This is a genomic window from Bradyrhizobium sp., from assembly GCF_028868675.1.
Taxonomy (GTDB): Bacteria; Pseudomonadota; Alphaproteobacteria; order Rhizobiales; family Xanthobacteraceae; genus Bradyrhizobium.
The window spans coordinates 1-18,596 of sequence record NZ_JAGWUA010000089.1; the positions used below are offsets into that span (position 1 = coordinate 1).

Genomic DNA, 18,596 nt, shown 5'->3' on the forward strand with positions numbered 1-18,596 from the left:
GCCGCGCACGCCCACCGGCAAGCTCGTCAAGCGCCACCTCCGCGACCGCTACTGGCCGAAGGCGGCGGTGAAGATCTAGCGGTTCTCGTGCCCCGGACGCCGGCAAACTCTCAAAGATCGTCATTCCGGGGCGACGCATCAGTGTCGAGCGCCGAATGACAAAGAGAAGTACGCCATGACAGCCCTCCCCGACATCCCCCTGCCCGCCGGCATCCGCTCGCGTTACGTCGACGACATCAACGACCTGCGCATGCATGTGCTGGAGGCCGGGTTCGAGACGCGCGGGCGGCCGTGCCTGTTGCTGCTACACGGCTTTCCGGAACTGGCCTTCTCCTGGCGCAAGGTGATGCCGCAGCTTGCATCCGCCGGCTATCACGTCATCGCCCCGGACCAGCGCGGCTATGGCCGCACCACCGGCTGGGATGCGAACTATGACGGCGACCTCGCCTCGTTCCGCTTCTTCAACCTGGTGCGCGACGCGCTCGGGCTGGTCTCGGCGTTCGGCTACAAGCACGTCGATGCCGTGATCGGACACGATTTCGGCAGCCCGGTCGCGGCTTGGTGCGCGCTGCTGCGGCCGGACGTGTTCCGCGCGGTCGCGATGATGAGCGCGCCGTTCGGCGGGCCGCCGCCGCTGCCGTTCGACACCGTCGACGCGCCGGCAAAGCCGCGAGCGGACGACCCCGTGCATCACGAACTCGCCGCGCTGCCGCGTCCGCGCAAGCACTATCAATGGTACTACTCGACGCGCGAGGCGAACGCCGACATGCACCATCCGCCTCAGGGCCTGCACGATTTCCTGCGCGCCTACTACCATCACAAGAGCGCGGACTGGAAGGACAACCAGCCCTATCCGCTGAAATCCTGGTCGGCGGGCGAGCTGGCCAAGCTGCCGACGTACTACGTGATGGACCTGCACGAGACCATGCCGCAGACGGTCGCGAAGGAAATGCCTTCGACCGACGAGATCGCCGCAAATCGCTGGCTGCCCGATCGCGAGCTCGCCTTCTACGGCGCCGAATATGCCCGCACCGGCTTCCAGGGCGGCTTGCAATGGTATCGCTGCGGCACCTCAGGCGCCTTCAACAGCGAGATGCAGCTCCTTGCCGGCCGCACCATCGACGTGCCGTCCTGCTTCATCTCGGGCAAGCAGGACTGGGGCACCCACCAGCGCGCCGGGGTGTTCGAGGCGATGCAGGCAAGCGTCTGCACCGACATGCTCGGCTGCCATCTCGCCGACGGCGCCGGCCACTGGGTGCAGCAGGAGCAGCCGGCAGAGGTCAGCCGGCTGCTGCTCGACTTCCTCGACCGGGCGCGGCGCTGACCAGACACCGGGCGAGGCAGGAACGATCTTCCAAGCGGGGCGTTGCCGCGACTGGGCAATGCGCATTGGAGGACTTGCAACCATGGACAAGAAAATCGCCGGACTGCTGGGAACGGTAGCGGCGCTCGGCACACTGGCCGGCGCTCAGGCCGCCCCCGTGCCCGCCGCGTCGGACGTGCTGAAGGCAAATTCCTACGCCGATCTGCTGGAACCGATCCCGAACGCGGCCAGGGTGCTGCAGGCGATCGACGAACGGCCTGCGCCGTCCGACGAAGCCAATGTCCAGCTGGCTCAATTCTACTATCACCACCATCACCACCACCATCATCACCATCATGGCTATTGGCGAGGGGGTCCGGTGATCGTCGTGCCGCCGCGCCGGTGGTATCACCATCACCACCATTACCACCACCATCATCACCACCACCACCACGGCTATTACCGCTACTGAGGCTGATCCGGCCTCGCCGCATGAAGCGCCCGATCGTCGGTCGGTCGGGCGCTTCCGCCGGCAAGCTCAGCCCTGACGGGCCTTCTCCTTTGCCGCGCGATGCAGATGCCGGTAGGTGCCGTCGAACACGGTGCCGGTCGACGACGTCCATTCGGTTCCCGCGGACAGCGTCGGGCGGGCGGCATGGATGCGCCGCGCCTGCAACTCGCGTTCCGCGGCCTCTTCCTCGTTCATCGTCTCGAGTTCGAAGGAGGCCTCCTCCGGGATCACGATGATTTGCGCAAACGGCTCGCCCGGACGGAAGACATGCGTGCGGCCTTCGGCCGGCGCCTTGAAGACGCAGAAGAACACCATCGGCCACCAGTTGCGGATCAGGGCCGGCACGGCGATCGGCACGGTGTCGGTGCGGTCGACATAGAAGCGCGGATGCGGCTCGGTGCGGATCGCCATTCCCTTCTCGACCTTGAGGTCGAGCAGCAGCTGATAGGTATAGAATTCGTTGCCAAAGCTGCGAAACGGCGGCCACTGCACACCGCTGTCAGGTGCCGGCCCCCAATCGCCTTCCAGCACCAGGCGGCCGTCCCGGGTACTGACATGCAATTCGTTGTCGTAGGGATAGAACAGCTCGATGCCGTATTGCGCACCCTCCGAGAACGGCACGCAATGCCAGACCTGCTCATGCGAGCCGTCCACGCGCGGCACGCGCGTGCCGGCCCAGCCGGGAATTTCGAGCTTGGTCCGCCGCGGCGCCAGCCGCGGTTCATTGAGACGATATTTGACCTTGGCCATGATGTTCCCCGTTGCAAGCCGGCAGAACTCGAACGGCCGCGGCGCGCTGGGGTTCCCCTCCCACCTCCGTGATCGGGGATTTGACCCCACCTGGCGGAGCAACTATACCGTTTAGAATACTTCTAAATTCATCGCGGACACCATTTGATGAAGACCTTTGCCGATCTCAGCGAACGCGAGGTGCTCGCGGTGGCGATCGCCTCCGAAGAGGAGGACAGCCGCATCTACATGGCCTTCGCCGAGGACCTGAAGGAGCGCTATCCCGACTCGGCAAAGCTGTTCGAGGAGATGGCCGAGGAGGAACGCGGCCACCGCCACATGCTGCTGGAGATGTACGAGCAGCGCTTCGGCCCGCATCTGCCGCCGATCCGCCGCGAGGACGTGAAGGGCTTTCTGCGCCGCCGCCCGATCTGGCTGACCAAGAATCTTTCGCTCGACACCATCCGCAAGGAGGTCGAGACGATGGAGATGCAGGCCGAGCGGTTCTACGTCAAGGCCGCGGCGCAGGCGCAGGATGTCGGCGTGCGCCGGCTGCTCGGCGACCTCGCCGAGGCCGAGAAGGCTCACGAGCATACGGCCACCCGGCTCACCGGCGAGATCCTCAGCCCCGACGTGCGCGCCGAGGAGGACCGCACCAGCCGCCGCATGTTCGTGCTGCAATACGTGCAGCCGGGCCTCGCCGGATTGATGGACGGCTCGGTCTCGACGCTGGCGCCGCTGTTCGCCGCGGCCTTCGCCACCCACCACAACTGGCAGACCTTCCTGGTCGGCCTCGCCGCCTCGATCGGCGCCGGCATCAGCATGGGGTTTGCGGAGGCGCTGTCCGACGACGGCTCTCTGACCGGCCGCGGCTCGCCCTGGCTGCGCGGCGTCACCTGCGGACTGATGACGACGCTCGGCGGTCTCGGCCACACCGCGCCCTATCTGGTGCCGGACGGCTGGGCCAACGCATTCTGGATCGCGACCGCGATCGCCTGCGTCGTCGTGTTCTTCGAATTGTGGGCAATCGCCTATATCCGCGCGCGCTACATGGACACGCCCTTCCTGCAGGCGGTGTTCCAGATCGTGCTGGGCGGCGCCATCGTGCTGGGGGTTGGAATACTGATCGGCGCCGCGTAGCGGCTCTGCTTCTGCCCACGTTCGGTGTCCGCGCGATGACAGGCTCGCGTGAGCGTACCGCAACCGCTGTCAAGCGACGGTTGCGACATCAGGCCAAACTGCGCATCATCCGCCGCCATCGAAATGCAGGAGAGATGCCTTGGCCAGATCGCAATGGAGCTTTGAGAGCGCAACCGGGCTGACGGCCGCGCTCGCCGCGAAGAAGGTCTCGTCGGTCGAACTGACGCAGGACGCCATCGGCCGCATCGAGCGTCACGACGGCAAGATCAATGCGGTCTGCGTGCGGGATTTCGACCGCGCGCTGGCCGACGCGCGCGAGGCCGACGCGGCACGCGCACGCGGCGACAGCAGGCCGCTGCTCGGCCTGCCGCTGACGGTGAAGGAATCCTTCAACGTCGCGGGCCTGCCTACCACCTGGGGCTACGTGCCGCAGAAGAACTACAAGGCGGCGGAAGACGCGGTCGCGGTCAGCCGCGCGAAGCAGGCCGGCGGCGTGGTGCTGGGCAAGACCAACGTGCCGGTCGGGCTCGCCGACTGGCAGAGCTACAACGATATCTACGGCACCACCAACAATCCGTTCGATCTCGGCCGCACGCCCGGCGGCTCGTCGGGCGGCTCGGCCGCCGCGCTCGCCGCGGGTTTCGGTTCGCTGTCGATGGGCTCCGACATCGGCGGCTCGCTGCGCGTGCCCGCCTTTCATTGCGGCGTCTATGCCCACAAGCCGACCTTTGCGCTCTGCGCCTCCCGCGGCCACACCCCGCCGCCCTTCCCCGCGATCCCGTCCGAAGCCGACATGGCCGTGATCGGGCCGATGGCGCGGAGCGCGGCAGACCTATCGCTGCTGCTCGACGTCATGGCGGGCCCCGATCCGCTGGAGGCCGGCGTCGGCTACAGGCTCGACCTGCCCGCCGCGCGACACCAGGCGCTCCGGGGATTTCGCGTGCTGGTGATCGACAGCCATCCGATCTTGCCGGCGAACCAGGAGATCCGCGGGGCGATCGAGACGCTCGCGGCCGGGCTGTCGAGAACCGGAGTCACGATCGCCCGTGAGAGCCCGGTGCTGCCCGACTTCGCCGAGACGTCCCGGCTCTACATGCGCATGCTGATGGGATTTCTGGGCGCGTTCTTCCCGCCGGACGAGATCGCGGGCACGCAGGCCGCCGTGAGCGGCCTTGCCGCAGGCGATCGAAGCCTGTTCGCCGAGCGGCTCCGTGGCACCATCTCGAGCCATCGCGCCTGGGTACAGGATGCCGCTGCCCGCGCCGGCCTGCGCGCCCGATGGCATGCGCTGTTCAACTCGTTCGACGCGGTGATCTGCCCGATCATGCCGACGCCGGCCTATCCGCACGATCACTCCCCCGAGCAGGAGGAGCGCCGCATCAATATCGACGGCAAGGAATTCCCCTATCCCGACCAGCTCGCCTGGCCCGGCATCGCGACGCTGCCCGGCCTGCCGGCCACCGCCATTCCGCTCGGCCTGTCGAAGGAAGGCCTGCCGCTCGGCGCGCAGATCGTCGGTCCCTTCCTCGAGGACCGCACGCCGCTGCACCTCGCCGCACTGATCGAGCGCGAATTCGGCGGATTCACGCCGCCGCCGATGTTTGATGATTAGCGAAATCTTGCTCCCGTCATTGCGAGCGAAGCGAAGCAATCCAGAAATGCGGCCGCGGCAATAGTCTGGATTGCTTCGCTTCGCTCCTCGCAATGACGGAAGGGTTCGCGCTTGCGCACCGCTCCGGAATGACGTCAGTGGTCGAACATGATCACGCTGCGCAGGGTCTTACCAGCCTTCATGCTTGCGAAGCCTTCGTTGATCTCCGTGAGCTTCAGCTTGGCCGAAATCCAGTCCTCCAGATGCAGCCGGCCGCGCAGGTAGAACTCGACCAGCCGGGGCATGTCGACGCGGAAATGGTTCGAGCCCATCGACGAGCCCTGAATCTTTCGCTCGCGCAGGAAGTCGAAGCCGTGCAGCTCGATCTTCTGGCCGAACGGGATCATGCCGACGATGGTCGCGGTGCCGCCGGAGGCCAGCATGCCGAAGGCCTGCTCGGCGGTCTCCTTGCGGCCGAGCACCTCGAAGGCGTGGTGCACGCCGCCATTGGTGAGATCGCGTACCTGCTTCACCACGTCGCCATCGGCGGGATTGACGATGTCGGTCGCCCCCAGCTTGGTCGCGAGCTGCAGCTTGGCCGGATTGGTGTCGATGGCGATGACGCGGCCGGCGCCGGCGATCTGCGCGCCGTTGATCGCCGCCATGCCGACGCCGCCGCAGCCGATCACCGCCACGGTCTCGCCGGCCTGCACCTTGGCGGTGTTCACCACCGCGCCGTAGCCGGTGATGACGCCGCAGCCGATCAGCGCGGCGAGCTCGAGCGGCATGTCCTTGCGGATCTTCACGATGGCGTTCTCGTGCACCAGCATCTGCTCGGCGAAGGAGGAGAGGTTGAGGAACTGGTGCAGCTTTTCCGGCTTCGACCACTGCATCCGGTTGGAGGCACCGGGCAGCATCTTCACGGTGGTGTCGGTGCAGAGCACGGTGCGCCCGGTGGTGCAGTAGTCGCAGGTGCCGCAGAACACCGAGAGGCAGGTCACGACGTGGTCGCCGGGCTTCACATAGGTGACGTCGGAGCCGACCTGCTCGACCACGCCAGCCGATTCGTGGCCGAGCACCGCGGGTAGCGGATGCGGATAGAGGCCTTCCATGAAATGCAGGTCGGAATGGCACAGGCCCGCGACCGCGGTGCGGATCAGGACCTCGCGCGGCCCGGGCTTCGGCAGGCTGACATCCTCGATGACCAGCGGCTTGTTGACTTCATAGAGGACGGCGGCCTTCATCGAGCACTCCCTAAAGCTTCTTCTTGGGTTCGGAACGCAGCCTACGCTGCCAGAACCAATTCGCCAACCTCGGCCATGCCGGCCGCGCACTCGCCGAGCAGGAGCGAGGCGATCGCCTGCTGCGCCGGATTTTCCGTGGGTCGAAACGGATCGCTGACCGAGACCCGGTGATCGATCACGAGCCGGGACAGCAGCAGCCTGCGCGCATCGCCGCGCACCTCGTGGATGCGGCCGGCCTCCCAGGCAAGCTGCACCGCACTTGCGACATGATAGAGCACGCTGGTCGCGCGCCGCGCATCGGCCTCGTTGTCGGCGCGCGCTGCGACCTCGCGCGCGAAGCCGACGGCGCGGTCGGTGAGATCGCGCAACCGGTCGCGCCAGGCCTGCGGTACGGATGCGCCGTCGTCGAGCCTTGCGTGCAGGTCGGCGGCGAGCGCGGATTCCGCGCCGTGGCGGCCGACCGCGCGCTTCAGCGCGTCGATGGCGACGATGTTGCCGGTGCCTTCCCAGATCGAGCCGAGATGGGCGTCGCGCAGCAGCCGCGCGGTGGCGAATTCCTCGACGTAGCCGATGCCGCCGCGCATCTCGAGCGCATCGCCGCAAACCTTGCGGGCATCGCGCGTGGCACGGAACTTCAGCGTCGGCGTCAGGATGCGCAGCAGCGCGGCGGCGTCCTGGCTGCCGGCCTCGGCGCGGTCGAGCGCGTCAGCGGTGAGGAAGCTCATCGACAGCGCCTGCTCGACCGGGAGCAGGATCTTCATCATCTGGCGCCGCCCGAGCGGCAGGTCGATGATGCGGCTGCCGAATACCACGCGGTTCTTCGCCACGGTAAGCGCGTCGTGGAAGGCGCGGCGCATCAGCGCGGTGGACTTGACGCCGTTGGAGAGCCGCGAGGAATTCACCATCTCGGCCATCTGCACGAAGCCGCGGTCGAGCCGGCCGACGGCGTAGGCGATCGCGCCTTCGAGCTTGATCTCGCCCGACGCCATCGAGCGGGTGCCGAGCTTGTCCTTCAGCCGTACGATCCGGTAGTGGTTCTGCGAGCCGTCGTCGAGGAAGCGCGGCATCAGGAACAGGCCGACGCCGCGCGTGCCGGGGCCGGCGCCCTCGGGGCGCGCCAGCAGCATCACCACCTTGGCATCGGCATTCGAGCAGAACCATTTTTCGCCGGTGAGACGCCAGTGATCACCCTCCTGCACGGCCGTGGTGATCAGCGTGCCGACGTCGGAGCCGCCTTCCTTCTCGGTCATGAACTGGCCGCCCTGGGTCAGCTTGCTCATGTCGGTCTGCGTCAAGCCGTCGAGATATTTCGCCTTCAGGGCCTCGCTGCCGAAATTCGCCAGAAGCTTGGCGCAGCCGTCGGTGACGTTGATCGGGCAGCCCATGCCGAATTCGGTCTGGTTGAACAGGAACGTGAAGGCGTGCTTGGCGACCACGGGATATTTGTCCGGCCAGCCCATGATGCCCTTGCGGATCGACAGCGCGTGGATGCCGAACTCGCCGAACGCGGCGTTCTCGAGCTCCCGATAGGCCGGGTGATACTCGATCCACTGCACATCGCGGCCGAACTTGTCGCGCTGGTGCAGGACCGGTGTGTGCCGGTCGGCAAGCCGCGCGCAGTCATCGAGACGGCCGCCGGCGAGTTCCCCGAGCCGGTCGAGATGCGGCTCGATGTGACGGAAGAGCCGATCCGGCAGATGGATGCGCAGCAGGTCGGCCAGCGCGGGATCGGCGCGATAGAAATTCATGCCCGTGGTGTCGGGTGCGAGCAGGCCCGGCTGATCCGCGCGCGCGGCGTCATTCGATCCGGTCGGCTTGAGCATGGCTGGCCTCTTCGTTTCCGTCCCACGGCATTCCCGCACGGCGCGCTTTACCGCTTGCCGCTTGGCATGATGTGGATCATGCTCCAGATCGGGCGGCCGATAAAGCCAACAAGCAATGTACCCGGAGAAGAGCCCCATGGCGGAGCGCTATCGCATCTTCGGCGCGGAGATGTCGCCCTATTCCGTCAAGGTCCGCTCCTATTTCCGCTACAAGGCCATTCCGCATCGATGGGTCCTGCGCAATGCGGCGAGCCAGGCGGAGTACGAGAAATACGCCAAGCTGCCGATCATTCCCCTGGTGGTGACGCCCGACGGCAAGAGCACGCAGGACTCCACGCCGATCATGGACCAGATGGAGACGCTGTTTCCCGAGCCGTCGGTGCATCCTCCGGGCGCGCTCGGCTTCATCTCGGCGCTGATCGAGGAATTCGGCGACGAGTGGGGCAACAAATGGATGTTCCACTTCCGCTGGGCCCGCGAGGTCGACCAGCGCGCCTCGGCCGGCCGCATCGCGCGAATGCGCGCGCCGAAGACCGCTGAGGCCGACTTCGAGAACATCGCCGACCAGGTCCGCACCCGCATGGTGGACCGGGTCTGGTTCGTCGGCTCCAACGACGTCACCGCATCGCAGATCGAAACCGGCTTTTTCGAGATGCTCGCACTTCTGGAGGCGCATCTTTCGGACCGCCCCTATCTGTTTGGCGGCCAGCCGGCTTTCGGCGATTTCGGCCTATGGGGACAGCTCTACGAGCTCTGGACCGATCCGACCGCCGGCGCGCTGATCGAAGGCAACGCGCCGCGCGTGCTCGACTGGATCCACCGCATGCTGTGGCCGCGCGCCGAAGGCGTCTTCGAGAGCTGGCAACAACTCGCCCCGACCCTGATGCCGATCCTGAAGGACCAGGTCGGCGGCCGCTTCATGCTCTGGACGGTGGCGAACGAGAAGGCGCTCGCCGAAGGCAGAGAGGAGTTCAGTGTGCAGCTGGGCGACAGGGTCTGGATCCAGAAGCCGCAGAAATATCACGCGCGGTCGCTTGCCGCACTGCGCGCGAAATATGCGGCGGTCGCGGACAAGGCTGCGCTCGATCCGATCCTGATCGAGGCGGGTTGCCGCGACGGCCTGCGCGCCTAGATAGGTTGCTCCTGCCCTCGAGGGATCAAGCCATGGAACATCCGACCTACAAGAACGCGCTGATCGTCGGCGCCGGCGAAGGATTGAGCGCGTCGCTGGCCCGTCTGCTCGCGTCAAAGGGACTGCGCGTGGCGGTCGCGGCGCGCAAGATCGAAAAGCTCGGCGCGCTCTGCACCGAAACCGGCACACGGGCGTTTGCCTGCAACGCCACCGAGCCCGACGAGGTCGAGCGCCTGTTCGGCATGGTCGAGCGGGAGACCGGTACCCCGGACGTCGTGATCTACAACGCCAGCGGACGGACGCGCGGCCCGTTCGTCGATCTGGTAGCAGCGGACGTCGCGCAATCGATCGCGGTCAGCGCCTATGGCGGCTTCCTGGTGGCGCAGCAAGCCGCCCGGCGCATGCTGCCGAACAGGCATGGCGCGATCCTGTTCACCGGGGCATCCGCCAGCGTCAAGGGCTACGCGCAGTCGGCGCCGTTCGCGATGGGCAAGTTCGCGCTGCGCGGGCTGGCGCAAAGCATGGCGCGCGAACTGTCGCCGCAAGGCATCCATGTCGCGCATTTCGTCATCGACGGCGGCATCCGCAGCGGCACCCGCACCGAGCCGCCTGACCGGCCGGATTCGATGCTCGATCCCGACGCGATTGCGGAGAGTTACTGGAACGTGCTGCAGCAGCCGCGCAGCGCCTGGACCTGGGAGCTGGAATTGCGACCCTGGGTGGAGAAGTTTTGAGCACGACGCCGTCACAACGAGCGTCATTGCGAGTTCCGACCGGCCCGAGGGGCCGACCCGCCTTAGATGAAAATGGGTGAGCCACTCTGACTGAGTTTAGACCGGTACCCACCCACTTTCTTCCTAGGAGCGAAGCGACGAAGCAATCCAGACTTCCTCCGTGGAACGATCCTGGATTGCTTCGCTTCGCTCGCAATGACGGAGCAAGAATGGAGCATCGATGACCACCGAAACCGCCATCGACACCGGCACCAACGAGCTCCTCTGCGTCATCCGCGACCGCGTCGCGATCATCACGCTGAACCGGCCGGAAGCGCGCAATTCGCTGTCCGACGCGCTTACACCGGCGTTGCGCGCAATGATCCGTAGCTGCGGCGAGGACTCGAACGTCGGCGCGCTGCTGCTCACCGGCAGCGGGCAAGCGTTCTGCGCCGGCGGCAACGTCAAGGGCATGGGCGCGCATCGCGACAGGAAGAAGCTCGAGATGTCCTTCGACGACAAGGTCGCCGACCTGCAGGAGCGGCAGCGGCTCCTGACCGGCGCACTGGTCTCGGTGCGGAAGCCGACCATCGCGGCACTGCCGGGACCTGCGGTCGGCGCCGGCCTTGCGATCGCCATGGCCTGCGACATCCGCATCGCCGCGCAATCGGCCTTCGTCTCCACCGGCTATGCCCGCGTCGCGCTCAGCGGCGACTATGGCATCGCCTGGCTCCTGACCCGGCTGGTCGGAACTTCGCGGGCGCGCGAACTGATGTTCACCGGAGACAAGGTCGACGCCGCCAGATGCGAGGCGATCGGCCTCGTCAATCGAGTGGTTCCTGACGACAGGCTGCAAGAGGAGGCCTTTACGCTCGCAAAGTCGCTGGCCGAAGGTCCGCGGTTCGCCTTGCGCTACATGAAGGAAAATCTCGACGAGGCGCTGCTGTTCGATTTCGAGACGGCCCGCGACCACGAGGCCGTGCGGCTGATCCGGCTGACCACGACGGACGATCACAAGGAAGCAGTGCAAGCCTTCATCGACAAGCGCAAGCCGGTATTCACTGGGAGCTGATCAGCGCGTGCGAGCCGCCAGCTCGCGCAGGGGATATCCTTCGGCTCGACGGCGATCTCCTTGGCGAAGCGCACCAGCTTCCAGTCGTCGGGATGGTTGACGAAGGTGAAGCCGGACTTCCTGGCGAGCGCAATCATCACGTCGTTGGAGCGCAGGGTGTCGCCGACGAGACGCCCGGCGCCGAACGCAGCCGCGCGGCATTCCAGGTTCCTCGTCAGCGCCGCGCCGATGCCGTAGCTCTGCCAGCGGTCGTGCACCGACAGGCCGAATTCGAGGCTCGACGTCCCGGCATCGAAGGCATAGCGGGCTTCGCCGACGATGGCCTCGAAACCGTCGACCATCTTGGTCGCGATGACGCTGAAGCGTTCGCGCTCGCCGACCTGCAGGAAGTCATGCAGCAGGCCCTTGGGCAATTCGCTGAGCGCACCGAAGAAGCGGTTGTAGCGCGACCGCTGCGACAGCGAACAAAAATAGTGTTGCAGCTCGTCGGTGTCGCGCGGTTCGACGAAGCGCAGGGTGAGCGCCTGGCCGTGGCGGGTGCGCAGCGTGTCGGAATATTGCCTGAGATCGTCGAGGCGCAGCGTGCTCATGACGAGGCTCCCGCGAACAAGGGACCGCCGGCGCCCCTCAAGAGGCGGCGCCGGCCTGGCGGCCGATCAGGCCCGCCAAAAGGGTTTGTTGGCCTCGTGGGCGATGTCGCTCCAAGACAGCCCGATGTCGTGGAGATCGCGGGCCGTCCACTGCGCTAGTTCCTGCCGGGCGCGGTAGCGCTCGTGCCAGACATGGAGAATCTCGCCGATCCTGCTCGCGAGACCCGGTGCATGATGATTTGTCATCGAATGGATAGTCGTAATGGACATTTTCGGCTCCTAGAACTAGCTTTGGAGCCGAACATCTGCCTAAAGCTCGCTGTCCACAAATGACAATTTGTACCTTTTCGCATGAAATCAAGTCATATACTCTGCTCCTAAATGACTGCCAGATTGCCTTCGCTGAACGGATTGCGGGCCTTTGAGGCCGCCGCGCGTCATCTGAGCTTCACGCTGGCGGCGAGCGAGCTCAACGTCACGCAGACCGCGATCAGCCATCAGATCCGCAGGCTCGAGGAGGAGCTCGGCATTCGCCTGTTCATCCGGCAGAACCGGGCGCTGGCGCTGACCGCGGAGGCGCGCGACTACCTTCCCGGCGTGCGCGCCGCCTTCAACGATCTCAGGCTTGCGACTGATCGCCTGCTCCGCCGCGACGACGACAAGGTGCTGACGGTCTCGACGCTGGCCTCGCTCGCGGCGAAATGGCTCCTGCCGCGGCTAACCGATTTCCAGGAGGCGCATCCCGGCATCGACGTCCGCATCACCACCTCGCCCGGCCTCGTCGACTTCCAGCGCGACAATGTCGATGCCGGCATCCGCTACGGCCGCGGCCAGTGGCCGGGCGTTCGCGCCGACTGGCTGATGGCAGACGAGCTGTTTCCGGTGTGCAGCCCGTCCCTGCTGCGCGGCAGTAAGCCGCTGCGCTGCCCCGAGGACCTCAGGGATCACGTGCTCCTGCACACCTCCAGCACCAACAGCGACGACTGGCGGCTGTGGCTGACGGCGGCAAGCCTGCCGACCGACATCTCCCGGCCGCCCGGCATCACCTTCGACCTGATGTTCATGACCATCCAGGCCGCGATCGACGGCATCGGCGTGGCGATGGGCCGCACCTCCTACGTCCAGGACGACATCGCCAAGGGCCGCCTGGTCGTGCCCTTCCGCATTGCGCTCCCCGCCGATGCCGGTTTCTACCTGGTCTCGCCCGACGGACGCCGCGATCCGCCAAAACTCGCCGCGTTCCGGGAATGGGTGGTGGCTGCGGCGCAAAGCAAGGCATGAAGCCGATTGCCGGCGATACCGGCTACAAATCCACCACGACGTAGTCGCTCTCGACGCGCACGGGGATCGTCTCCGCGACATAAGGGCCTTTCACGACGTCGGCGCCAGGCTCGACATGGGCCGGATAGGCCTTGACGCGGAAGCGGCGCGGATCGCAGTAGGACTGGCCGGTGCGCACGTCGAACTCCCAGCCATGCCAGGGACAGCGGATGATCTCCCCGCGTTTCGTGTACTCGATCTCGCCGGGATTCTTGGATTGTGCGAGCCCGATCAGCGGCCCCTCGCAGAGCGCGGCACCCTGATGCGGGCAGCGGTTCATCAGGCCGAAGAACTCGCCGTTGATGTTGAAGACCGCGATCGGCCGGCCGTCGATCTCCAAGAACTTCCGCGTGCCGGGCGGCAGCTCATCCACCGCGGCAATAACGTGCCTTGCCATCAGGAAACGCCGTACAGCTTCCGCGCATTGCCGAGATAGAACGCCTCGCGGTTGGCCTCGGACACGCCGGGCGGCAGCACGCGCGAGGGCTCGTCATAGTCCCAGTGCGGATAGTCGGTGGCGAACAGGAGCTTGTCCCAGCCGATCCACTTGATGACGTCGAACAGGTCCTCGCGCCGCTCCGGATCCTCCATCGGCTGCGTCGTGAACCACACGCGCTCGCGGATGTATTCCGACGGCGGCCGCTTCACGTGCGGCACCTCGCTGCGCAGCTTCTCCCAGGCCTTGTCGAGCCGCCAGCACAGTGACGGCGCCCAGCCGAAGCCGGCCTCGATCATCACCATCTTCAGCTTCGGGAAGCGCTCAAACACGCCTTCGAGCACCAGGCTCGCCAGCGCCGATTGCTGGCATTGCGAGTGGCCGACCATCTCCTCGATGTAATAGGACGGCCAGCCCGACGGCGAGATCGGATTGCCGCCGAAGCCGAAGGCATGCACGCCGACGGGAAGGCCGGCCTCTTCGGCCGCCTGGTAGATCGGCCAGTAACGGCGCTGGCCGAGCGGCTCGACGTTGCGGCTGAGCAGCAGCACCTGGACGAAATTCCTGTCGCCGGCGCGCTCGCGGATTTCGGCGGCCGCCGTCAGCCCGTCCTCGTTGCCGACGACGATCGAGGCCTTCAGCCGCTTGTCCTTGCTGGTCCACTTGTCGATCTGCCAGTCGTTGATCGCCGAGTTCAGCGCGGCCGAGAGCTCGTGATTGCGGATGCCCTGTCCGGTGCCGAGCGGATTGAGCACGCCGAACGTGACGTTGTTGGGATCGAGATGCTGCTTCTGCATGAAGGACAGCGAGGAGCCCTGCGGTCCGCCCTCCGGCGGATAGGCGTCGCGGCGCGACGCGTTGGGCTGGGCCTTTGGATAAGGAGGACCTTCCATCATGCCCTGATAGGCATGCACGCCGTAGACCTCGAGATGATGCTGCCAGCGTTTGGCGAGATAGGGATAGAGTTCGGTTCGCGTGGCGCGTGTCGGGTGGATGTCGCAGTCCGCGATGGCGGTCTTGATCGTGAGGGGGGACGCGGCTTCGGTGTTTTCGCGGAACTGGATGTTCATGGCCTTGCCTCCTTGGGAGGGAGTTCTTTCAGGCGGGGGTACGTCGCGTGCGGATTGTCGATCATGATCTTGCGCACGAGGTCCGCAGAGAGGCCTTCGGGCAGCGCATCCAGGCCGTCGAATTGCCAGTGCGGATAGTCGGTGGAGAATAGGAGCAATTCGTCCGACTGCATATGGTCAAACAGGCGATTTAGTGTCGCCGGGTCGGGCGGTGCGTCGATTGGCTGCAACGAAAAACGGATGTTGCTCCGCACAATCTCGAGCGGTGCCCGATCGACCCAGGGCGTCTCCATTCGTACCCCCCGCCAGAACTTGTGCAGCCGCCAGAGATAAGGCGGCAGCCAAGTGAACCCCGATTCCAGCAAAACGAATTTTAACCGTGGATGGCGCGCAAATACACCTTCAACGATCAAACTGGTTAATTGCGTTTGGAACGCCTGGGCCTGACCGACATAGTCCTCGATGTGGTAGGAACCCCAGCCCACCGCGGTCGGCGGATTGTGATAGGCGGAACCGGCATGGACGCCGATCGGCAACCCGAGGCGCTCCGCCGCGGCATAGATCGGCCACAACGCGCGCTTGCCGAGGGGGATGTCGCCCATGACAAGCATGAGCACCTGGACGAAGCGCGGATCTTTCGCACAACGCTCGATCTCGACCACGGCCTTCTCGACGCTCTGGAGCTGGATGACGATCGAGCCGCGCAACCGCGGGTCGCGATCCAGCCACTCCTTGGCCAGCCAGTCGTTCAGCGCGCGGGAGAACGTATCCGCCATGTCCTCGGAAAACACCATCTGCACGCCGTAGAGCGGGTTGCAGATCGCGTACTCGACCTTGAAGGGATCGAGCACATGGCGACGCATGTCGTCGAGGTGCTGGCCGGGCTTGCCGGTCTCCGGCCGCCAGTCGGCGCGGGCGGTGATCGGGGAGTTCTGCGGATAGGATTGCGAGACGAGATCGACCATGCCGCGCGTCGTCACCTGGTCGCGCCAGTAGTCGTTGAGATAGGGCAGCAGGCTGGTCAGATGCGGCACCGCCGGATGCACATCGCAATCCACGCCGCCGGCAATCAGTGACGTCATGTCGCTTCCTCTTGGGCGCATTGCGGCGCCACTCCTTGCCGCCATTGAAGCAGGCCCGGCCACCTCCTGCAACCAAGCCCGGTGACTGGATCATATGCTAGGAAAACGCAGCCGGATTTTCGAGGGGAGTGAGACATGAAACATCTCGTGAGCGTTGCGGAACAGGTCGCGGCCAGGCTGATCGCGCGAAAACACACGATTGCGGTCGCGGAATCCTCGACCGGCGGGTTGATCTCGGCGAGCCTGCTCGCCGTGCCGGGGGCATCGGCCTATTTTATCGGCGGCGCCGTGGTCTATACCCGCGACGCGCGCCGTATCCTGATGGATATTCCGGACGACGCAATGCGCGGCCTGCGCTCGTCTTCGGAGCCTTATGCGGCACTGCTGGCGCGGCAGATGCGCGAGCGTTTTCGCACCGATTGGGGCCTCTCGGAGACCGGTGCTGCCGGCCCGACCGGCAACCGCTACGGCGACGCGGCCGGCCACAGCTGCATCGCGGTCGCGGGCGCCGCCGACGAGGTGACGACGCTGGAGACGGGAAGCAACGATCGCTTCGCCAACATGCATGCGTTTGCGGAGACGGCGCTCAAGTTGCTGCTGAAGAAGCTCGAACGATAAATCATCCTGACGATCAGTAGCCCGCATGGAGCGCAAGCGGAATGCGGGGAGCATGCGGCCCCGGATTTCGCTTCGCTTCATCCGGGCTACAGATGACCTTCCGCTACTTCCCGAGATGCTTCGTAAAGATCCGCACCACGTAGCCCTTGAAGCGCGGGGCCTCGTCGTAGAGGTCGGAGGCGATTCTCTCGATGGTATCGCGGAGCGACAGGAACTGCGCCTGCCGCGCGCTGCTTTCCGTGCCCTTCATGCCGGCGAGATCGTCGAGTGCGGCATCGCTGATCTGGCACTGCACGACGTCGCCGTCATCGAGCATGGTGAAGCGGAATGCGAGCCGCTCCAGGTCATGACCGATGATCTTGTCGCGCGCCAGCGGCATGCCGTCCCCCTGCGCCTCCGCCCTCCACAATGCTGGATATTTCGGCGCCTGTCATCATGCGCGGCACGGGCAAAGCCGACGGGTCGCACCGCAGCCAGCCGCGCTCACCGCTCGCGGAACGTGCGCATCAACTGGTCGTGCAGTGGCTTCATCAGATAGGACAGCAGAGTGCGGTCGCCGGTCTGCACGAAGGCCTCCACCGGCATGCCGGGGATCAGCTTGACCTCACCGAGGCGGGCGACCTCCTCCGGCGGCATCGAGACGCGGATGGTGTAGTAGCTCTGGCCGGTGCGCTGGTCGGTGGTGACGTCGGGCGAGACGCGGCTGACGAGGCCGTTCAATTCCGGAGTGGTGCGCTGGTTGAAGGCGGAAAGCCGCAACAGCGTCTTCTGGCCAATCTGAAGCTTGTCGATGTCGATCGGATTGACCTTGGCCTCGACCTGGAGGTCGTCGGCCTGCGGCACGATCAGCATGAGCGTGTCGCCGGCGGTGACGACGCCGCCGACGGTGTGCACGGTCGACTGCAGCACCATGCCGTCCTGCGGCGCACGGATGTCGACGCGGCGGAGCTGATCCTCGGCGGTGACCTTGCGCTCGATCAGTTCGCCGATCTTGTCGTTGGTCTCACGCAGGTCCTTGGAGACCTCGCTCACCATGTCCTTGTCGACCTGGATGATCTGCAACTCGGTCTCGGTGATCTTGCCCTTGGCCTGGGCGCGCGAGGCGACGTACTGCGCACGCTCGCCGTTCAGGCGCGCCGAGTCGCGCTCGAGCGTGGTCAGGCGCGACAGCTGCACCAAATGCTTGTCGTAGAGATCGCGGACGCCGGTGAGCTCCTTCTGCACCAGGGATATCTCCTGATCCTTGGCCTTCTCCTGCGCGGCCAGACCCTCGATCTCCTCGTTGAGCTGCGTGATGCGTTCCCTGAGCTGCGCCTTCTGGCCGGCGCGCCCGTTGACGCGCACTTCGAACAGCTTGGTCTCGCTGGCGAGCAGGGTCTTGACGTCGGGATCGTCGGCGCGCTGCAAAAGCTCCGGCGGAAAGGTGATCTTGTCGAGCCCGCGCTGCTCGGCCTGCAGCCGCGCCGCGCGCGCCTGCGCGGCGTCGAGATTCTTGGTAACGATGGCGAGGTTGGCCTTGGTGACGGTGTCGTCGAGCCGCACCACGATGTCGCCGGCCTTGACCAGGTCGCCGTCGCGGGCGCGCACCTCGCCGACCACGCCGCCGGTCGGATGCTGCACCTTCTTGACGTTGGATTCGACGACCACCTGGCCCGGTGCGATCAGCGCGCCGGAGATCAGCACGGTGGAGGCCCAGCCGCCGAGCCCGCCGGCCAGCACCAGCACGATCACCAGCCCCAGCATCAGGTGGAACTTGATCGACTGCCGCACGCTCTTCTTCGCCGCCGGCTTCGGCCCGCCGATTGCCACCGTGCTCATGGCTTCGCCACTCCGCCTTCACTGACGATCTTGATCGGCGTGGGTGGTGCGACGCGGGGCTGCAGCACCTGGGCCAGCACCTGCTCCTTCGGTCCGAACGCCTGCATGCGGCCGTCGCGCAGCACCAGGATGTGGTCGACCGCCTCGATGCCGATCGGCCGGTGGGCGACGACCACCACGATCGCGCCGCGTTCGCGCGCGGCGCGCACGGCGCGCGTCAGCGCCTCGTCGCCTTCGGTGTCGAGGTTGGAGTTGGGCTCATCCAGCACGATCAGGAACGGATTGCCGTACAGCGCGCGGGCCAGCGCGACACGCTGCGCCTGCCCTGCGGACAGCGCCGCGCCCTGTTCGCCGACCTGCGTGTTGTAGCCCTCGCGCATCTTGATGATCATCTCGTGCACGCC

Annotated in this window: 20 protein-coding genes; 9 read left to right on the plus strand and 11 right to left on the minus strand. The window is 66.0% G+C overall.

Translation table 11 applies throughout. From position 1 onward, the window contains the following. Positions 1-175: 175 nt before the first annotated feature. Both KGM94_RS13460 and KGM94_RS13465 read left to right on the plus strand, forming a co-directional pair. Complete coding sequence (locus tag KGM94_RS13460) at positions 176-1,324, plus strand: alpha/beta hydrolase (protein WP_300259566.1); 1,149 nt, start codon at positions 176-178, stop codon at positions 1,322-1,324. Positions 1,325-1,406: 82 nt separating this feature from the next. After that, complete coding sequence (locus KGM94_RS13465) at positions 1,407-1,775, plus strand: hypothetical protein (RefSeq protein ID WP_300259568.1); 369 nt, start codon at positions 1,407-1,409, stop codon at positions 1,773-1,775. Positions 1,776-1,841: 66 nt separating this feature from the next. Here KGM94_RS13465 and KGM94_RS13470 read toward each other — a convergent pair whose 3' ends face one another. Continuing rightward, positions 1,842-2,564, minus strand: a complete 723-nt coding sequence (locus tag KGM94_RS13470) for a hypothetical protein (RefSeq protein ID WP_300259571.1) — start codon at positions 2,562-2,564, stop codon at positions 1,842-1,844. 147 nt (positions 2,565-2,711) lie between these two features. Between KGM94_RS13470 and mbfA the strand changes: the two genes are divergently transcribed. Beyond that, on the plus strand, positions 2,712-3,683 hold the full coding sequence (mbfA, locus tag KGM94_RS13475; RefSeq protein ID WP_300259573.1) for an iron exporter MbfA: 972 nt from the start codon (positions 2,712-2,714) through the stop codon (positions 3,681-3,683). 139 nt (positions 3,684-3,822) lie between these two features. Continuing rightward, on the plus strand, positions 3,823-5,295 hold the full coding sequence (locus KGM94_RS13480; protein ID WP_300259575.1) for an amidase: 1,473 nt from the start codon (positions 3,823-3,825) through the stop codon (positions 5,293-5,295). 134 nt (positions 5,296-5,429) lie between these two features. Here the strand turns inward: KGM94_RS13480 and KGM94_RS13485 are convergent, their stop codons facing one another. Continuing rightward, a complete protein-coding gene (locus KGM94_RS13485; protein WP_300259577.1) occupies positions 5,430-6,518 on the minus strand; it encodes a Zn-dependent alcohol dehydrogenase in 1,089 nt (362 codons plus the stop codon). 41 nt (positions 6,519-6,559) lie between these two features. Continuing rightward, positions 6,560-8,341 carry an acyl-CoA dehydrogenase family protein gene (locus KGM94_RS13490; protein WP_300259579.1) on the minus strand — a complete coding sequence of 594 codons (1,782 nt, stop codon included), beginning with the start codon at positions 8,339-8,341 and terminating at the stop codon, positions 6,560-6,562. Positions 8,342-8,477: 136 nt separating this feature from the next. Between KGM94_RS13490 and KGM94_RS13495 the strand changes: the two genes are divergently transcribed. The 3 genes from KGM94_RS13495 to KGM94_RS13505 all read left to right on the plus strand — a co-directional run bounded on the left by KGM94_RS13495 (position 8,478) and on the right by KGM94_RS13505 (position 11,258). Continuing rightward, on the plus strand, positions 8,478-9,473 hold the full coding sequence (locus KGM94_RS13495; RefSeq protein WP_300259581.1) for a glutathione S-transferase: 996 nt from the start codon (positions 8,478-8,480) through the stop codon (positions 9,471-9,473). Positions 9,474-9,505: 32 nt separating this feature from the next. After that, entirely contained in the window at positions 9,506-10,207 is a 702-nt protein-coding gene (locus KGM94_RS13500; RefSeq protein ID WP_300259584.1) for an SDR family NAD(P)-dependent oxidoreductase, read from the plus strand. A gap of 220 nt (positions 10,208-10,427) precedes the next feature. Beyond that, a complete protein-coding gene (locus KGM94_RS13505; RefSeq protein ID WP_300259586.1) occupies positions 10,428-11,258 on the plus strand; it encodes an enoyl-CoA hydratase in 831 nt (276 codons plus the stop codon). On the opposite strand, the gene KGM94_RS13510 is transcribed toward KGM94_RS13505, so the two are convergent. Continuing rightward, on the minus strand, positions 11,198-11,848 hold the full coding sequence (locus KGM94_RS13510) for a GNAT family N-acetyltransferase (protein ID WP_300259588.1): 651 nt from the start codon (positions 11,846-11,848) through the stop codon (positions 11,198-11,200). The genes KGM94_RS13505 and KGM94_RS13510 overlap by 61 nt on opposite strands. Positions 11,849-11,914: 66 nt before the next feature. Further along, positions 11,915-12,118 (minus strand): DUF1127 domain-containing protein, encoded by a 204-nt coding sequence (locus tag KGM94_RS13515; RefSeq protein ID WP_300259590.1) that lies wholly within the window; start codon positions 12,116-12,118, stop codon positions 11,915-11,917. A 111-nt stretch (positions 12,119-12,229) separates the two neighbouring features. Here KGM94_RS13515 and KGM94_RS13520 point away from each other — a divergent pair, with 111 nt between their 5' ends. Continuing rightward, positions 12,230-13,129, plus strand: a complete 900-nt coding sequence (locus tag KGM94_RS13520) for a transcriptional regulator GcvA (RefSeq protein ID WP_300259592.1) — start codon at positions 12,230-12,232, stop codon at positions 13,127-13,129. A 22-nt stretch (positions 13,130-13,151) separates the two neighbouring features. Here the strand turns inward: KGM94_RS13520 and KGM94_RS13525 are convergent, their stop codons facing one another. The 3 genes from KGM94_RS13525 to KGM94_RS13535 are packed head-to-tail and all read right to left on the minus strand — an operon-like array spanning position 13,152 to position 15,756. After that, a complete protein-coding gene (locus KGM94_RS13525) occupies positions 13,152-13,565 on the minus strand; it encodes a Rieske (2Fe-2S) protein (protein ID WP_300259594.1) in 414 nt (137 codons plus the stop codon). After that, positions 13,565-14,674, minus strand: coding sequence for an amidohydrolase family protein (locus KGM94_RS13530; protein ID WP_300259596.1), 1,110 nt, complete (start codon positions 14,672-14,674; stop codon positions 13,565-13,567). The genes KGM94_RS13525 and KGM94_RS13530 overlap by 1 nt, the downstream gene beginning before the upstream one ends. After that, complete coding sequence (locus KGM94_RS13535; protein ID WP_300259599.1) at positions 14,671-15,756, minus strand: amidohydrolase family protein; 1,086 nt, start codon at positions 15,754-15,756, stop codon at positions 14,671-14,673. The genes KGM94_RS13530 and KGM94_RS13535 overlap by 4 nt, the downstream gene beginning before the upstream one ends. A gap of 135 nt (positions 15,757-15,891) precedes the next feature. Between KGM94_RS13535 and KGM94_RS13540 the strand changes: the two genes are divergently transcribed. Further along, entirely contained in the window at positions 15,892-16,374 is a 483-nt protein-coding gene (locus KGM94_RS13540) for a CinA family protein (RefSeq protein WP_300259601.1), read from the plus strand. Positions 16,375-16,477: 103 nt separating this feature from the next. On the opposite strand, the gene KGM94_RS13545 is transcribed toward KGM94_RS13540, so the two are convergent. The 3 genes from KGM94_RS13545 to KGM94_RS13555 all read right to left on the minus strand — a co-directional run. Next, positions 16,478-16,753: a DUF1488 family protein gene (locus KGM94_RS13545; protein WP_300259603.1), complete on the minus strand. Its 276-nt coding sequence runs from the start codon at positions 16,751-16,753 to the stop codon at positions 16,478-16,480. A 104-nt stretch (positions 16,754-16,857) separates the two neighbouring features. After that, on the minus strand, positions 16,858-18,192 hold the full coding sequence (locus KGM94_RS13550; RefSeq protein WP_300259605.1) for an HlyD family type I secretion periplasmic adaptor subunit: 1,335 nt from the start codon (positions 18,190-18,192) through the stop codon (positions 16,858-16,860). Further along, positions 18,189-18,596: ATP-binding cassette domain-containing protein (locus tag KGM94_RS13555; RefSeq protein WP_300259608.1), on the minus strand; the 408-nt coding region annotated here is incomplete at its 5' end. The genes KGM94_RS13555 and KGM94_RS13550, both read right to left, overlap by 4 nt.